Origin of the sequence: Streptomyces sp. NPDC096339, assembly GCF_044762985.1 — a bacterium.
GTDB lineage: Bacteria > Actinomycetota > Actinomycetes > Streptomycetales > Streptomycetaceae > Streptomyces.
On sequence record NZ_JBIWFI010000002.1, the window covers coordinates 138,995 to 153,497 of the forward strand.

Annotated in this window: 13 protein-coding genes and 1 tRNA gene; 7 read left to right on the forward strand and 7 right to left on the reverse strand. The window is 70.0% G+C overall.

Features of this window, described 5'->3' with window-relative positions:
* The 4 genes from ACIQ5Y_RS03935 to ACIQ5Y_RS03950 form a co-directional block, all read right to left on the reverse strand.
* Positions 1-849, reverse strand: a complete 849-nt coding sequence (locus ACIQ5Y_RS03935) for an MBL fold metallo-hydrolase (protein ID WP_403874710.1) — start codon at positions 847-849, stop codon at positions 1-3.
* Positions 846-1,778 carry an NUDIX hydrolase gene (locus tag ACIQ5Y_RS03940; RefSeq protein WP_403874712.1) on the reverse strand — a complete coding sequence of 311 codons (933 nt, stop codon included), beginning with the start codon at positions 1,776-1,778 and terminating at the stop codon, positions 846-848. The genes ACIQ5Y_RS03935 and ACIQ5Y_RS03940 overlap by 4 nt, the downstream gene beginning before the upstream one ends.
* Positions 1,779-2,093: 315 nt before the next feature.
* Positions 2,094-2,570, reverse strand: a complete 477-nt coding sequence (locus ACIQ5Y_RS03945) for a RidA family protein (RefSeq protein ID WP_403874714.1) — start codon at positions 2,568-2,570, stop codon at positions 2,094-2,096.
* Complete coding sequence (locus ACIQ5Y_RS03950; protein WP_007264966.1) at positions 2,567-2,728, reverse strand: DUF4177 domain-containing protein; 162 nt, start codon at positions 2,726-2,728, stop codon at positions 2,567-2,569. The genes ACIQ5Y_RS03945 and ACIQ5Y_RS03950 overlap by 4 nt, the downstream gene beginning before the upstream one ends.
* Before the next feature lie 53 nt (positions 2,729-2,781).
* On the opposite strand from ACIQ5Y_RS03950, the gene ACIQ5Y_RS03955 reads away from it, so the two are divergent.
* The gene (locus ACIQ5Y_RS03955) at positions 2,782-3,765 is read left to right on the forward strand and encodes an ArsA family ATPase (protein ID WP_403874715.1); all 984 of its coding nucleotides are present in this window, start codon (positions 2,782-2,784) and stop codon (positions 3,763-3,765) included.
* Entirely contained in the window at positions 3,762-5,042 is a 1,281-nt protein-coding gene (locus tag ACIQ5Y_RS03960) for an ArsA family ATPase (protein ID WP_403874717.1), read from the forward strand. The genes ACIQ5Y_RS03955 and ACIQ5Y_RS03960 overlap by 4 nt, the downstream gene beginning before the upstream one ends.
* 29 nt (positions 5,043-5,071) lie before the next feature.
* Here ACIQ5Y_RS03960 and ACIQ5Y_RS03965 read toward each other — a convergent pair whose 3' ends face one another.
* Positions 5,072-5,422 (reverse strand): WhiB family transcriptional regulator, encoded by a 351-nt coding sequence (locus ACIQ5Y_RS03965; protein WP_030648100.1) that lies wholly within the window; start codon positions 5,420-5,422, stop codon positions 5,072-5,074.
* A gap of 397 nt (positions 5,423-5,819) precedes the next feature.
* Between ACIQ5Y_RS03965 and ACIQ5Y_RS03970 the strand changes: the two genes are divergently transcribed.
* Positions 5,820-8,099, forward strand: a complete 2,280-nt coding sequence (locus ACIQ5Y_RS03970; RefSeq protein ID WP_403874718.1) for a transglycosylase domain-containing protein — start codon at positions 5,820-5,822, stop codon at positions 8,097-8,099.
* A gap of 81 nt (positions 8,100-8,180) precedes the next feature.
* Here the strand turns inward: ACIQ5Y_RS03970 and ACIQ5Y_RS03975 are convergent, their stop codons facing one another.
* On the reverse strand, positions 8,181-8,642 hold the full coding sequence (locus tag ACIQ5Y_RS03975; protein ID WP_384596514.1) for a GatB/YqeY domain-containing protein: 462 nt from the start codon (positions 8,640-8,642) through the stop codon (positions 8,181-8,183).
* Positions 8,643-8,709: 67 nt separating this feature from the next.
* On the opposite strand from ACIQ5Y_RS03975, the gene ACIQ5Y_RS03980 reads away from it, so the two are divergent.
* The 3 genes from ACIQ5Y_RS03980 to ACIQ5Y_RS03990 all read left to right on the forward strand — a co-directional run bounded on the left by ACIQ5Y_RS03980 (position 8,710) and on the right by ACIQ5Y_RS03990 (position 10,503).
* On the forward strand, positions 8,710-9,648 hold the full coding sequence (locus ACIQ5Y_RS03980) for a metallophosphoesterase (RefSeq protein ID WP_403874720.1): 939 nt from the start codon (positions 8,710-8,712) through the stop codon (positions 9,646-9,648).
* A 34-nt stretch (positions 9,649-9,682) separates the two neighbouring features.
* Positions 9,683-10,390 carry a Pr6Pr family membrane protein gene (locus ACIQ5Y_RS03985; RefSeq protein ID WP_403874722.1) on the forward strand — a complete coding sequence of 236 codons (708 nt, stop codon included), beginning with the start codon at positions 9,683-9,685 and terminating at the stop codon, positions 10,388-10,390.
* A gap of 39 nt (positions 10,391-10,429) precedes the next feature.
* Positions 10,430-10,503: transfer RNA gene (locus ACIQ5Y_RS03990), tRNA-Pro, on the forward strand.
* 425 nt (positions 10,504-10,928) lie between these two features.
* Here ACIQ5Y_RS03990 and ACIQ5Y_RS03995 read toward each other — a convergent pair.
* Positions 10,929-13,532, reverse strand: coding sequence for a hypothetical protein (locus ACIQ5Y_RS03995; protein ID WP_403874724.1), 2,604 nt, complete (start codon positions 13,530-13,532; stop codon positions 10,929-10,931).
* Positions 13,533-13,649: 117 nt separating this feature from the next.
* Here ACIQ5Y_RS03995 and ACIQ5Y_RS04000 point away from each other — a divergent pair, with 117 nt between their 5' ends.
* Entirely contained in the window at positions 13,650-13,850 is a 201-nt protein-coding gene (locus ACIQ5Y_RS04000) for a hypothetical protein (protein ID WP_403874726.1), read from the forward strand.
* The last annotated feature ends 653 nt before the right edge of the window (positions 13,851-14,503 follow it).

Here is a 14,503-nt window from a genome sequence, read left to right on the forward strand (position 1 = left end):
CTACAGTTCGGGGCCGCCGGGGATCAGGCCGTGCTCCTGGAGGTACTCCAGCTGCGCCCGGACCGACCATTCCGCCGCCGGCCACAGGGAGCGGTCCACGTCCGCGTACACCTGCCGGACCACGGCCTCGGGAGTGACGAAGCCGTTCTCCACGGCGGTCTCGACCTGCGCGAGGCGGTGCGCCCGGTGGGCCAGGTAGAACTCGACGGCGCCCTGCGCGTCCTCCAGTACCGGCCCGTGGCCCGGCAGGACGGTGTGCACGCCGTCGTCGACGGTGAGCGAGCGCAGGCGGCGCAGGGAGTCCAGGTAGTCGCCGAGACGGCCGTCGGGGTGGGCGACGACGGTCGTGCCGCGGCCGAGGACCGTGTCGCCGGTCAGCACCGCCCGGTCGGCCGGCAGGTGGAAGCAGAGCGAGTCGCTCGTGTGCCCCGGGGTCGGGACCACGCGCAGCTCCAGCCCGCCGGTCCGGATCACGTCCCCGGCCGCGAGGCCCTCGTCGCCGAGGCGCAGCGCCGGGTCCAGGGCGCGGACCTTGGTGCCGGTGAGCTCGGCGAAGCGACCTGCGCCCTCGGCGTGGTCGGGGTGGCCATGGGTGAGCAGGGTGAGGGCGATCCGCTTGCCCGCCTGTTCGGCGACCGCGATGACCGCGCGCAGGTGCCCGTCGTCCAGCGGACCGGGGTCGATCACGACGGCCAGGTCGGAGTCGGGCTCGGACAGCAGCCAGGTGTTCGTGCCGTCCAGGGTCATCGCGGAGGCGTTGGGGGCCAGGACGTTCACGGCACGGGCGGTCGCGGGTCCGGAGGAGACCACTCCGCGGGGCTGCCCGGGCAGCGCGCCGGCGGCGGTCACCGAGTGCTCCCGGGGCGGTCGGCGGGGCGGTCGGCCGGCCCGAGACCGACGCGCTTGGTGAACTCGTCGTGGCCCGGCCAGCTCAGGACCAGCTCGCCGCCCTCCATCGAGGCCCGGGCCAGCACCGGGGCGAGGTCCTTGCCGCCGGCCGCCGCGAGGGCGTCAGCGGCGCTCTCGTACGGCTCCAGGGAGCGCAGGGTGGAAATGGTGGGCGGCATCATCAGGAGCTCGCCCTTGTCGTACCCGGCGGCCGCGTCGGCCGGGCGGATCCAGACGGTCCGGTCGGCCTCGGTGGAGGCGTTGCGGGTGCGCTGGCCCTCCGGGAGGGCGGCGACGAAGAACCAGGTGTCGTAGCGGCGCTGCTCGAACTCCGGGGTGATCCAGCGCGCCCACGCCCCGAGCAGGTCGGAGCGGAGCCTGAGGCCCCTGCGGTCGAGGAACTCCGCGAAGGACAGCTCCCGGGCCACCAGGGCCTCGCGGTCGGCCTCCCAGTCGTCGCCGGTGGTGTCCCCGACGACGGTGTCCTCGCTCAGCCCGGCGAGCAGGACCCCGGCCTCTTCGAAGGTCTCCCGTACGGCTCCGCAGACGATGGCCTGGGCGGTACGGGTGTCCGTGCCCAGCCGTTCGGCCCATTCGGCCCGGCTGGGCCCGGCCCAGCCGACCTGGTGCTCCTCGTCGCGGGGGTCGACCCCGCCACCGGGATAGGCGTACGCGCCTCCGGCGAAGGCCATGGAGGCCCGTCTGCGCAGCATGTGCACGGTGGGGCCGGCGGGGGTGTCGCGCAGCAGCATGACGGTGGCGGCGCGCTTCGGTTCCACCGGGACGAGGGAACCGTCCGCGAGCGCGCGGATGCGGTCGGGCCATTCCGGGGGGTACCACTGGCCTCCGGCGGGGGGCGGGGCGGGCTGCGCCTGCTGCTGATTCGGCATGGCGGGATGCTACGACCATCCGGCCCGATGTTCGAGGGCCTCCCGCTGCGCGGGGCCGCTGGGCCCGCCTGCCTGGTGCGGCCCGAAGATCCGGGGCTCGGCCCCGTACCCCGCGCCTCGAACGCCGGCGGGGCTTGTTTTCGCTGCCGTCATCCGGCCCTGTGCGGGCCACCGCACGGCGCTCCGCGCCCGCGCCTCGAACGCCGGCGAGGCTGGGTTGTCGCCCGGCGGGGCCGAGCCCCCGGAACGGCGGCGAGCCCGGTCGTGAACCGCGGGGCGGCGCACGACCGGGCTCGGGGACCTCCCCGGAGGGGGTCAGGCTCCGGCGACCAGCTCGACCTGGATCTCGACCTCGACCGGCGCGTCCAGCGGCAGGACCGCGACGCCGACCGCGCTGCGGGCGTGCACGCCCCTCTCGCCGAGGACCTCGCCCAGCAGCTCGCTCGCACCGTTCAGCACACCCGGCTGGGCGGTGAAGTCGGGGGCCGAGGCGACGAAGCCGACGACCTTCACGACGCGCGCGATCTTGTCGAGGTCACCGATGACCGACTTCACGGCGGCCAGGGCGTTCAGCGCGCACACGGCGGCGAGCTCCTTGGCCTGCTCCGCCGAGACCTCCGCGCCGACCTTGCCGGTGACCGGCATGCTGCCCTTGACCATCGGGAGCTGGCCCGCGGTGAAGACGTACGCGCCCGACCGGACGGCCGGCTGGTAGGCGGCCAGCGGCGGGACGACATCGGGGAGGGTCAGGCCGAGCTCGGCCAGCTTCGCTTCGACGGCGGAGGTGCTCATGCCTTCTCCCTCTTGAGGTAGGCCACGAGCTGCTCGGGGTTGTTCGGCCCGGGCACGACCTGGACGAGCTCCCAGCCGTCCTCGCCCCAGGTGTCCAGGATCTGCTTGGTGGCGTGGACCAGCAGCGGGACCGTCGCGTATTCGAACTTCTTGGTCATGGGAGCGAGGGTAGTGCCTGCGGTCCGGGGCGAAGGAATTAGGCTCGGACGCTGTGAGCAGGCTCCAGGTGGTCAGCGGCAAGGGCGGCACCGGCAAGACCACGGTCGCCGCGGCACTCGCGCTCGCCCTCGCACGCGAGGGCAAGCGGACTCTTCTCGTGGAGGTCGAGGGCAGGCAGGGCATCGCACAGCTCTTCGGGACGGAGGCGCTCCCCTACGAGGAGCGCAAGATCGCGGTGGCGCCCGGTGGCAGCGGCGAGGTCTTCGCCCTCGCCATCGACGCCGAGCGGGCGCTGCTGGACTACCTCCAGATGTTCTACAAGCTCGGCTCGGCCGGCCGGGCGCTCAAGAAGCTCGGCGCCATCGACTTCGCCACGACCATCGCCCCCGGGCTGCGCGACGTACTGCTGACGGGCAAGGCCTGCGAGGCGGTGCGGCGCAAGGACCGGGCGGGCCGGTTCGTCTACGACCACGTGGTCATGGACGCGCCGCCGACCGGGCGGATCACCCGCTTCCTGAACGTCAACGACGAGGTGGCGGGCCTGGCCCGGTTCGGGCCGATCCACAACCAGGCGCAGGCCGTCATGAAGGTGCTCAAGTCCCCCGAGACGGCCGTGCACCTGGTCACCCTGCTGGAGGAGATGCCCGTCCAGGAGACCGCGGACGGGATCGAGGAACTGCGCGGGGCCGGGCTGCCCGTCGGGCGGGTCGTCGTCAACATGGTGCGCCCGCACCATCTCGACGAGGACACCCTGCGCGCCGCCGCCGAGGACCACCGCGCCGGGGTCGCCCGGGCGCTGTCCCGCGCCGGGCTCGGCGGCGCGCGCCGCGGCGGGCTCGCCGAGCGGCTGGTGGAGCCGCTGCTCACGCAGGCCGCCGAGCACGCGAGCCGGGTGGAGCTGGAGCGTGAGCAGCGCGCCGTACTGGCGGGCCTGGGCATGCCGACGTACGAACTGCCGCTGCTCGGCGCGGGGATGGACCTGGCGGGGCTGTACGAGCTGGCCAAGGAACTGCGCAAGCAGTCGGTGGGCGAATGAGCGAGGGGGTGGACACCGTGGGGCTGGACTCTCCGCCGCGGCTGGTGGTCGACGGACTGCTCGACGACCCGGGGACGCGGATCATCGTGTGCTGCGGCGCAGGCGGGGTCGGCAAGACCACGACGGCTGCGGCGCTCGGCGTACGGGCGGCCGAGCGCGGGCGCAAGGCGGTCGTGCTGACCATCGACCCGGCGCGGCGGCTCGCGCAGTCGATGGGGATCGACTCGCTGGACAACACCCCGCGCGAGGTCGGCGGCGTGGGCTCCGACGGCGGTGGACTGCACGCCATGATGCTGGACATGAAGCGGACCTTCGACGAGATCGTCGAGGCGCACGCGGACGCCGAGCGGGCCCGGGCCATCCTCGCCAACCCCTTCTACCAGTCCCTGTCGGCCGGCTTCGCGGGCACGCAGGAGTACATGGCGATGGAGAAGCTGGGGCAGTTGCGGGCCCGGGACGACTGGGACCTGATCATCGTGGACACCCCGCCGAGCCGGTCGGCGCTGGACTTCCTCGACGCGCCGAAGCGCCTCGGGTCCTTCCTGGACGGGAAGTTCATCCGGGTGCTGATGGCACCGGCGAAGGTGGGCGGCCGGGCGGGGATGAAGTTCCTCAACGTCGGCATGTCGATCATGACGGGCACCCTGAGCAAGCTGATGGGCGCCTCGCTGCTGAAGGACGTACAGACCTTCGTGGCCGCGATGGACACGATGTTCGGCGGCTTCCGGACCCGTGCGGACGCGACCTTCCGGCTGCTGCAGGCTCCGGGTACGGCCTTCCTCGTGGTCGCCGCGCCCGAACCGGACGCCCTGCGCGAGGCGGCGTACTTCGTGGAGCGGCTGGCCGCGGAGAAGATGCCGCTGGCCGGTCTCGTACTGAACCGGGTGCACGGCAGTGGCGCCGACCAGCTGTCCGCCGAACGGGCGTTGGCCGCCGCGGAGAATCTTGAAGACGGCGGCATTGTCGATCAGGAGTCCGGGAAAGCTGGACTTCGTGACCCGGCCGACGACGGCTCCCCCGAAACCGACAACGGCAATCCGTCCGACCCGTCCGACAGCTCCACCGTCGTGGACGGCATCACCGCGGGACTGCTGCGCCTGCACGCGGAGAGGATGCAGGTGATCGCGCGTGAGCAGCGCACACGCGATCGCTTCACCTCACTGCACCCCGAAGTGGCGGTGGCCGAAGTGGCCGCCCTGCCCGGCGATGTGCACGACCTCGCCGGGCTGCGGGCCATCGGAGAGCGACTCGCGGCCGGGGTTCCGGCCGGAGCGTAGGCGTTCGTACGACGTGGTGGCCGCGTGGTCTACCCGGCCGCCGCATACGTCTCGTACGGAACGTCGATCTCCGCATCTGCATCCATGGTGAGGATGCCCGTGCTGCGCTCGTACTCCGTGCGGGCGGTTTCGAGCAGCCGTCGCCACGAGGTGACGGTGGGACGCCGGCGCAGCAGCGCACGTCGTTCCCGCTCGGTCATTCCGCCCCACACGCCGAATTCGACGCGATTGTCGAGCGCATCGGCCAGGCACTCGGTCCGCACCGGACATCCGGTGCACACCGCCTTGGCCCTGTTCTGTGCCGCTCCTTGAACGAACAGTTCATCCGGATCGGTAGTGCGGCAGGCTGCCTGCGCACTCCAGTCGGTAACCCAGCCCATCCCGGCGCCGTCCTCTCCCGAATCGAGGCTCCCCCACGGCGGTAGCGGCATATTCACCGCTGCCAGTTGAGGACGTTACGGAAGGCGAGCACAGTGCAACACCCCCGACGGGCCCAATCTTGAATGGTCCGAACGGACTATGGGTAAGCGGCAGATCACCCGACGGAGTGATCCGGCGACATGCCCGACCATTCCGGCGATTCGGATGAAATCGGCGGGGCATCACGAAGGCACGGTAACCGCGGGGAGCGGGATTCGGACATGAGTCCACCCCATTCGGGAAGGGTGAAAATCAAGCCGAGGGGTTGATGTCGCACCTGACTGCTGTGACAGTTGGGGTCAGCTTAGGCCAAGGCATTCGCGTGTGTCCGGCGAATCAGAACGTAGGCTGCCCTCCATGGGAAAGAAGCGCTCGGGCGGCGGGCTCACGGGGAGCCAGCAGGCCGCCAAGTTCCTCGGTGTGTCCGTCCTCTCCGGAGTTGTGCTGGCCGGCATGGCGATTCCGGCAGCGGGTGCCCTGGGGCTCGCGGCCAAGGGCACGGTCGAGGGATTCGATGAGATCCCGGCCAATCTCAAGACGCCGCCGCTGAGCCAGCGGACCACGATCCTGGACGCCGAAGGTGGCCTGATCGCCACGGTCTACTCACGTGACCGGCAGGTCGTCCCGCTCACGGCGATCTCCCCGTACATGCAGAAGGCGATCGTCGCCATCGAGGACTCGCGTTTCTACGAGCACGGTGCGGTCGACCTCAAGGGCATCCTGCGCGCGGTCAACCGCAACGCGCAGGAGGGCGGCGCGGCGCAGGGCGCCTCGACCCTCACCCAGCAGTACGTGAAGAACGTCTTCGTCGAAGAGGCCGGTGACGACGAGACCAAGGTGCGCGAGGCCCAGGAGAAGAGCCTCGGGCGCAAGATCCGCGAGCTGAAGTACGCGATCCAGGTCGAGGAGGAGCTCGGGAAGAAGAAGATCCTCGAGAACTACCTCAACATCACCTTCTTCGGCCAACAGGCCTACGGCATCGAGTCCGCGGCCCAGCGCTACTTCAGCAAGCCGGCCAAGGACCTGACCCTGGAGGAGTCCGCGCTGCTGGCGGGCGTCGTCCAGTCGCCCAGCCGGTTCGACCCGGTGAACGACGTGACCGAGGCGACCAAGCGCCGCAACCTCGTCCTCCAGCGGATGGCCGACATCAAGGACATCTCCCAGGCGGAGGCGGACGCGGCGAAGGCGAAGCCGGTCGTACTGAAGGTCACCAAGCCGAAGAACGGCTGCATCACCGCGGTCAAGGGCGCCGGGTTCTTCTGCGACTACGTGAGGAACTCCTTCCTCAACGACGCCGTCTTCGGGAAGACCCGCGAGGAGCGCGCGAAGGTCTGGAACCAGGGCGGCCTGACGGTCCGTACGACCCTGGACCCGCAGTCGCAGGACTCGGTCAACGAGTCCATCAAGGACCACGTGGACCAGGACGACAAGGTCGCGACGGCCGTCACCCTCGTCCAGCCCGGCACCGGACGGGTCCTCGCCATGGGGCAGTCCAAGCCGTACGGCTTCGCCAAGAACGAGACCCAGATCAACTTCTCGGTGGACAAGAAGATGGGCGGCTCGAACTTCGGCTTCCCGACCGGTTCCACCTTCAAGGCCTTCGTCGCCGCGTCCGCCATAGAGCGTGGGCTGCCGGCGACGAAGACGTACCAGTCCCCGTACGACATGTACTACCCGAGCCCCGTGCAGACCTGCGGTGACAAGCCCTGGGTCAACACCAACAAGGAGCGCGTGGAGAACGAGAGCGAGTCCGAGGTCGGCCCGTACGGGATGAAGGAGGCGATGGCCAAGTCGGTCAACACCTACTTCGTGGAGATGATCTCCGAGATCGGCGTGTGCCCGGTCACCGAGATGGCCACCAAGCTGGGCGTGGTCCCGGCCGACGGCGCCAAGCTCCCCGAGGTCCCCGGCATCGCGCTCGGCACCGAGGGCATGTCCCCGCTGACCATGGCCAACGCGTACGCCACCTTCGCCAACCGGGGCGTGTACTGCACGCCGGTCGCCATCGAGTCGATCACGGACGCGCACGGCAAGGCGCTGGCGGTACCGAAGTCCAAGTGCGACCGCGCGATGAGCGAGAGGACCGCGGACACCATCAACTCGCTGCTGCTCGGCGTGGTCGACTCGGGTACGGGTCAGCAGGCGGGTCTGACCGACCGGCAGAGCGCGGGCAAGACCGGTACCACCGAGAACCGCTACAACGCCTGGTTCGTCGGCTACACCCCGAACATGGCCGGCGCGACCTGGGTCGGCTCCGGCGGCACCAAGCAGGTGTCGATGGAGAACATCACCATCGGCGGCCAGTACTACGACAAGGTCTTCGGCGGTGGCCTGCCCGGCCCGATCTGGAAGCAGGCGGTCTCGGGCGCGCTCTCCGGCCGCGAGGCCCCGAGCTTCGTCTCGGTCAACATCCCCGACGGCCCGAGCCCCGTCGCCGGCGGCAGCAAGCCCGGCACGAGCAAGCCGAACAAGCCCGGCAAGCCCGGCCGCGACGGCAAGCCCGGCGACGGACAGCCCGGCGGGACGACGGCCGCCGGGGCCACCGGCGGGAACCCGGGCGGCACGGACGGCGCGGGCGGCAGCGACCCGCTCGGCGGGATCACGCTCCCGCCGGGCGTCATCGGTGGCCGCGACTAGGCGGCGCGGCAGTACGCAAAGGGGGAGGGCCCCCGCCGGATCCGGAGTCGGATGCGGCGGGGGCCCTCCCCCTTCGTACGACTAGGACAGGTGCTTCTTCACGGCGGCGGCGACACGCCCGCCCTCCGCGAGGCCCGCGACCTTCGGGTTCACGATCTTCATGACGGCGCCCATGGCACGCGGCCCCTCGGCGCCCGCGGCCTTGGCCTCCTCGACGGCCTGCGCCACGATCGCGTCGAGCTCGTCGTCACCGAGCTGCTTGGGCAGGTAGGTGTCGAGGAACTCGCCCTCCGCGGTCTCGCGCGCGGCCTGCTCGGCGCGGCCGCCCTGCGCGAAGGCCTCGGCGGCCTCGCGGCGCTTCTTCGCCTCCTTGGCGATCACCTTGAGGACTTCCTCGTCGGAGAGCACACGGGCTTCCTTGCCCGCGACCTCCTGGTTGGTGATGGCGGAGAGGGTCAGTCGCAGGGTGGAAGAGTGCAGCTCGTTCCGCTCCCTGATGGCGGTCGTGAGGTCTTCCTGGAGCTTGGCCTTGAGCGTGGTCATGCAATGAGTCTGCCAGGTGCGGGGGCGGTGGCGCCCACCCGTTTTCCGGGTCTGCGACGATGGGGCCATGCGTGCGCGTTACGGAGTACCCCTGAAGGCGGCTGCCGGAATCGCTGCGGTCGGAGCCGCGGGTGTGGCCTATGCCGCCGGTTTCGAGGCGCGGTCCTTTCGCCTGCGCCGGGTGACGGTCCCGGTCCTCCCCCAGGGGATGCGCCCGCTGCGCATACTGCAGGTCTCGGACATCCACATGGTCCGCGGGCAGCGCAAGAAGCGTGCCTGGCTGCAGTCGCTGGCCGGGCTGCGCCCGGACTTCGTCGTGAACACCGGCGACAACCTCTCCGACACCGAGGGCATCCCCGAGGTGCTCGACGCCCTGGGTCCGCTGATGTCCTTCCCCGGCGTGTACGTCTTCGGGTCGAACGACTACTACGGGCCCCGGCTGCGCAACCCCGGGCGCTACCTGATCGAGAAGGCCCAGGGCCGGCACGGGCTGAACGGCAACAAGCCGGTCGTCGGCGCCGTCCACAACCCGTGGGAGGAGATGCGGGACGCCTTCGACGCGGCCGGCTGGATGAACCTCACCAACACCCGGGCGCGGCTGAAGCTGGACGGCATGGAGCTGGCCTTCACCGGGCTGGACGACCCGCACATCAAGCGCGACCGGTACGAGCGGGTCGCGGGCGGCCCGGAAGCCGACGCCGACTTCTCGGTCGCCGTGGTGCACGCGCCCTACCTGCGCACCCTCGAAGCCTTCACGGCCGACCGCTACCCGCTGATCCTCGCCGGTCACACGCACGGCGGGCAGCTGTGCATCCCCTTCCACGGGGCGCTGGTCACCAACTGCGATCTGGACACCAAGCGGGTCAAGGGCCTGTCCACCTACGAGGCGGCCGGCCAGTCCTCGTACCTGCACGTCTCGGCGGGCTGCGGCACCAACCGGTTCACCCCGGTGCGCTTCGCGTGCCCGCCGGAGGCGACACTCCTGACGCTCACCCCCAAGGCGTAAGGGTTCCTCGACCCTCCCCCGGTACGTTGATGCGATGACCTCACCGACGTACGCCGTCCAGGCGGTCTTCCGCGCCCTGATCGCCGCCGCGGCCGTGGTGGGGGTCGCCATCGAGCTCACCCACGGCAGCGTCGCGGTCGTCCTGAGCTTCTTCACCATCTGGACGAACATCGCGGTCGCGGTCGTCTTCTCGCTCTCGGCCGCCCGCGCCTGGCAGCGCCGCCCGGACGTCGCCCCCCTCTACCGGGGCGGCGTCCTGCTCTTCATCCTGATCACGGGGCTGGTCTTCCACCTGGTCCTCGCGAACGCGTCGAGCCCCTTCAACGTGCTGGAGGAGCTGAACAAGCTGACCGGCGCGAAGGCCGTCGCCAACCAGCTCCTGCACACGGTCACCCCCATCGGCGCGGTCCTGGACTTCCTCCTCCTCACCGCCCCGGGCACGCTGCGCCCGCGCCACGCCTTCCAGTGGCTCGCCTACCCGCTCGCGTACGTGACCTTCGCGCTGATCCGCGGGGCCCTGCTGTCCCCCGGCGCGAAGGCCCGGTACACGTACCCCTTCATCGACGTGGCCCAGTACGGCTACGCCCGCGTGGGCCTGAACGCGCTGGTCCTGGGCGTCCTCTTCTACGCGCTCGGCCTCGCCCTGGTCGCGGCGGACCGCTACCGCCCGGCCTCCCCGCTCGCCCCGCGCCGGGCCGGTGAAAACCGGATTTCGTCTCAGGCCGCGGGTCCGCTAAAGTAATCGATGTCGCCAGGACAGCACACGCTGCAAGGCGGCGATCGGGGTGTAGCGCAGCTTGGCAGCGCGCTTCGTTCGGGACGAAGAGGTCGTGGGTTCAAATCCCGCCACCCCGACAGAGTAAGACCAGGTCAGGGGCCTGATCCGCATCGCGGGTCAGGCCCCTGAGTGGTTTACGGGCCTGTCTTGGGAGCCATCTGGGAGCCGACCTCTGAATCCGGCTCCCACGGGGAGCCGGGCCGAGCGCCCGCCCGGAAAGCTCACCGCATGGCTTGTGTCGGCACGAGCGCTGACGGTACGACGATCACATGCACCGCTGGTCACCCCTCAACGATCATCAGCTCGCCCTACTGAGCCGGAACGCCCCGGAACAGATCTCCGAGCAGGGGAACGGGGCGCGGTTCCTACGGGGCCTTCTTTAGGTACCAGCCAGTGGTGGCCGGGTGGAACAGCCAGGTGGCGAAGCCGTTGCGGCGCCAGTGTGCCCGGAGCCGCGGTACTCACCGAGTTGTGGGCTGCGCTCTCGCGTGGCGTCCTGAACTTACGACCAAGGGGGCGTAGGGGAGCCGTCCGGGTCAAGTCCGTACGGCCACCTCATCTTGGCCTCGTCGTCGGGAAGCTCGCCGGTATCGGCGGCTCGCTGGTAGAAGATCTCAGCGCCCTCCTGGTACCCGGCCTCGTCTCGTATCCGCGCTAGGTGGATCAAGGTGTCGGGGTCGCCGGTGGCGGCGGCCTGCTGGTAGAAGGTCTCAGCGCCCTTCTGGTCCCCTGCCCACTCCCGCAGCTCTGCCAGGCGAACCAGAGCACCAGCGTGGCCTGCGTCTGCGGCTCGCTGGTAGAAGGCTTCGGCGCCCTCCCAATCCCCAGCCTGTTCCCGCATTCGTGCCAGGTCTGTCAGTGCCCTGGGATTGGTAACAGCCTGCTGGTAGTGGGACTTGGCGCCGTCGAGGTCTGCGGCTTCCTCCTTCAGCTCGACCAGGTGGCCAGTGGTGTAGGTGTCGCCGGTGTCGGCGACCTCCTGGTAGAGGGCTTCGGCGCCTTCGAGGTCTCCGGCTTCCTCCTTCAGCTCGGCCAGGTATATGAGGGAGTCGGTGTCGCCAGCGTCGGCGGCCCGCCGATAGTGGGCTTCGGCGCCTTCGAGGTCTCCCGCTTCCTCCTTCAGCTCGGCCAGGTAGATCAGGGAGTCGGTGTCGCCAGCAGCGGCGACCTGTTGGTAAAGGGCTTCGGCACCTTCCCTGTCCCCGGCTTCCTCCCGTATGTCTGCCAACCGGGCCATGGCGTAGGTGTCACCGGTGGTAGCGGCCCGTTCGTAGAGAGCCTTGACCCCCTCCCAGTCCCCGGCCTCTTCTTTCAGCTCCACTAGGTCGACAAGGGCATCAGCGCGGCCGGCGTCTGCGGCCCGCTGGTAGAAGGCTTCGGCGCCCTCACGGTCTCCGGCTGCCTTCCGGCGGCTGGCCACGAGGAACAAGGCGTCTGCGTCGCCGGCGGCGGCGGCACGCCGATAGAGGGCTTCGGCGCCCTCCGGATCCCCGGCCTCTCTCCTTTGCTCCGCCAGGTCAGTCAGAGTGCTGCTGCCGCCAGCGTCTGAGGCTCGCTGATAGAGGGCTTCGGCGCCTTCCACGTCCCCAGATACCTCCCGGATCCGTGCCAGGTAGTTGAGGGAGTAGGGGTGGCCTGCGTCAGCGGCCCGGAGCCGGAGGTGGTGTGCCCACTGCAGGCGGTGCCTTCGCTCAGCGGCGAGCGCGAGGTTGCCGAGGTCGTCGGGGTGGGTGGTGAGGTGGGCGTGGGCGGCCGCCCAGAACGATGCGGGTGGACACAGTCTCAACCGGGTGGTGCGACCGTGCTGTTCGAGGTAGTCGGCGAGCCGGAACGCTGGTCCTGTCACCGAGAGGGGCGTGGGTGCCGATGTCGGGCCGCTGGGCGGGCGGCGCCTGGGCCGGGCTCCGGTTCGGCGCAGGGGTGCCTGCTTGCCGTGGACGGGGTGGGCGAGGTCGGCGAAGGCCGCCTCTGCCCAGTCGTTGGTGAGTTCGTCGTAGTCCTGGTCGCTGAGGTAGTCGATCGCCGCATCCGTGAGGAAGGTTTGTGGGAGGTGGAGGCCCACGCCAAGACGGCGTGCGTCCATAGCCGCATGCAGTACAGCCTTGACTGTGGGTGTGCCGTGCTCGTAGCGGCGTAGCAGTTCGGGGGCGCCAGCGAGATCCTGGGGGACCCGTCCGTGGTCATGGGCGCGGGTGAGAGCGTCGGCGAGCAGTTGGTCGCCGTCTTGCGCCAGGACAGCTGCGGTCCGCAGTGCGTCCTGGTCGAAGGTGTCGGGGATGGCGAGAGTGCGTCCGGCGAGTATCTCCCGAACCCTGCTGTGTGGATCCGGGGAGCCAGCGGGGGGCAGGGCTATGAACTGGTCGGCGTACTCGGGCCAGAGGGTGCCCAGAACTAGGACGGGTCGGCGCTTGGGATGGGTGAGGAGGGCATGGACGGCGGCTGCGATCCGCTCGCCGAGGTGGGGGTTGCCGAGGTAGTGCTGGGCTTCGTTGAGCCAGACCACTGTGCGAGATGTGACGCGTTCGAGGTCGCCGAGGGCGGCTTCGGCTCGGGTCGGGTCGAACGGGTGCCACAGCCGCCACCCGCGGGTCGCGAGCGGCTGTATGGCCTCCCAGCAGGCTCTTGTCTTGCCCGTGGAGGACGTGCCGACCAGGACCAGCATCTGGCTGTTGCCCTCTGCGGCCTCGAGCACCACGTCGGTGAGGATCCGGTCATGGCCACGTGGGACGTAGCCGGACAGCGCCCGCTGCGGCACGGCCCCATAGCCGACCCCGGCGGGATGGACCTCCAAGTCGTGAGGGTCCCACTCCGTAATCGGCTTACCCGGGCCGCAGTCCTTTCCAAGGGCAGGGTCGATCTCTCCTGCGGCGACGCGCCGCAGATCCAGCAGTTGCTGGTCTGGTAGGCGTAGCACGCGAGCCAGCGCGACAACCGTCTCGGCCGATGGAGCGGGCTTGCCCGCCTGGAGCGCCTCCTGGACGGTGGTGCGACCCAGCTCTGCTCGGGTGGCGAGCTGAGTCTTGTTCAGCCCGGCACGAGCCAGGCCGTCGGCGAGCCTCTTGCGCAGCTCGATGAGCGCCGCCAACTCGCTAGGTTCGTCGTGCATTCGTCCCGCCCGGCTCGATGTGTACGCCGGTGTTCATCATTGTCCAGCCGGGCCCCGGCGAACATCGTTTCCTGGACCTTCATCACGTCAACGCCTCACCTTTGCAGGGAGCCTGCCGTGACCCGTTTCGTCGTTGTCCTCGTCATCGCTGCGCTGGTCGTCATGTTCGCCCTTCTGGCCTCCGCCGCTGCGGGCCTGCTCGCCCGGCTGGATGGCGCCACTTATCCCGCTGCTCTCATGCGGGCCGCCACCACGTTCGCCGCCGCGCTCACCCTTGCGGCCGCCCTGACCGGTGCTCTCGCCCAAATCGTCTCCTGAGCCCTTCAAATCTGGCCGACGTGGCGGACCTTCCAACATGGACGGTGCCGCCATCCGAAAGGGGGGACTGCAGAAGACCATCCTGATCGAGGAGATGCAGAAGCTGCTCAGGCCCGGGTCCTGAAGGCAGGAACAGCCGGATTGCGTGAGCGGACGGGGAAGCACCCATTGTGCGCAACGTCATGCACGGCCGGGCATCCAGTCCCTGACCAGGGAGAATAAGACCGAGCCTGATCACGAAGTACCACCGTCATGCATCTTGTGGAGCCTCCACCTCCGCTTGGCGCAGCGCGCCACCCAGTTCCTTCGGCCTGGCGCGATAGGCCCAGCGCTCCCCGATCTCCATGCCTCCATTGAGCCGGGCCACCCAAGATCTCCACCAGGTTTCCCACGAAATCCGGCCGATCAGGCACTCCGGGGTAGGAGGTGTCGTGCGCGGGTGCTGGCCCGTGGAGCGTTGACGAGGGGAACTCCCATCCCGTCCGCCAGCGGCCCAGGACAGGTCGAGCAGCCACGGCACCGGGCGGCACCGCGCCCGCTCCATAAGTGTGTGGGCCGACGGCAGACGAGATGGGAGTTGGAAGGTCTGTGGTTGCGGTGAATGGGGCAGGAACGTCGTGATCAACCGCTCGCCAAGCAGTCAGGAGCTGACC

Coding starts and splice junctions, on each gene's coding strand:
- ACIQ5Y_RS03940 (WP_403874712.1), bottom strand. CDS start 1,778: ATGCCGAATCAGCAGCAGGCGCAGCCCGCCCCGCCCCCCGCCGGAGGC.
- ACIQ5Y_RS03945 (WP_403874714.1), bottom strand. CDS start 2,570: ATGAGCACCTCCGCCGTCGAAGCGAAGCTGGCCGAGCTCGGCCTGACC.
- ACIQ5Y_RS03950 (WP_007264966.1), bottom strand. CDS start 2,728: ATGACCAAGAAGTTCGAATACGCGACGGTCCCGCTGCTGGTCCACGCC.
- ACIQ5Y_RS03960 (WP_403874717.1), top strand. CDS start 3,762: ATGAGCGAGGGGGTGGACACCGTGGGGCTGGACTCTCCGCCGCGGCTG.
- ACIQ5Y_RS03965 (WP_030648100.1), bottom strand. CDS start 5,422: ATGGGCTGGGTTACCGACTGGAGTGCGCAGGCAGCCTGCCGCACTACC.
- ACIQ5Y_RS03970 (WP_403874718.1), top strand. CDS start 5,820: ATGGGAAAGAAGCGCTCGGGCGGCGGGCTCACGGGGAGCCAGCAGGCC.
- ACIQ5Y_RS03975 (WP_384596514.1), bottom strand. CDS start 8,642: ATGACCACGCTCAAGGCCAAGCTCCAGGAAGACCTCACGACCGCCATC.
- ACIQ5Y_RS03980 (WP_403874720.1), top strand. CDS start 8,710: ATGCGTGCGCGTTACGGAGTACCCCTGAAGGCGGCTGCCGGAATCGCT.
- ACIQ5Y_RS03985 (WP_403874722.1), top strand. CDS start 9,683: ATGACCTCACCGACGTACGCCGTCCAGGCGGTCTTCCGCGCCCTGATC.
- ACIQ5Y_RS03995 (WP_403874724.1), bottom strand. CDS start 13,532: ATGCACGACGAACCTAGCGAGTTGGCGGCGCTCATCGAGCTGCGCAAG.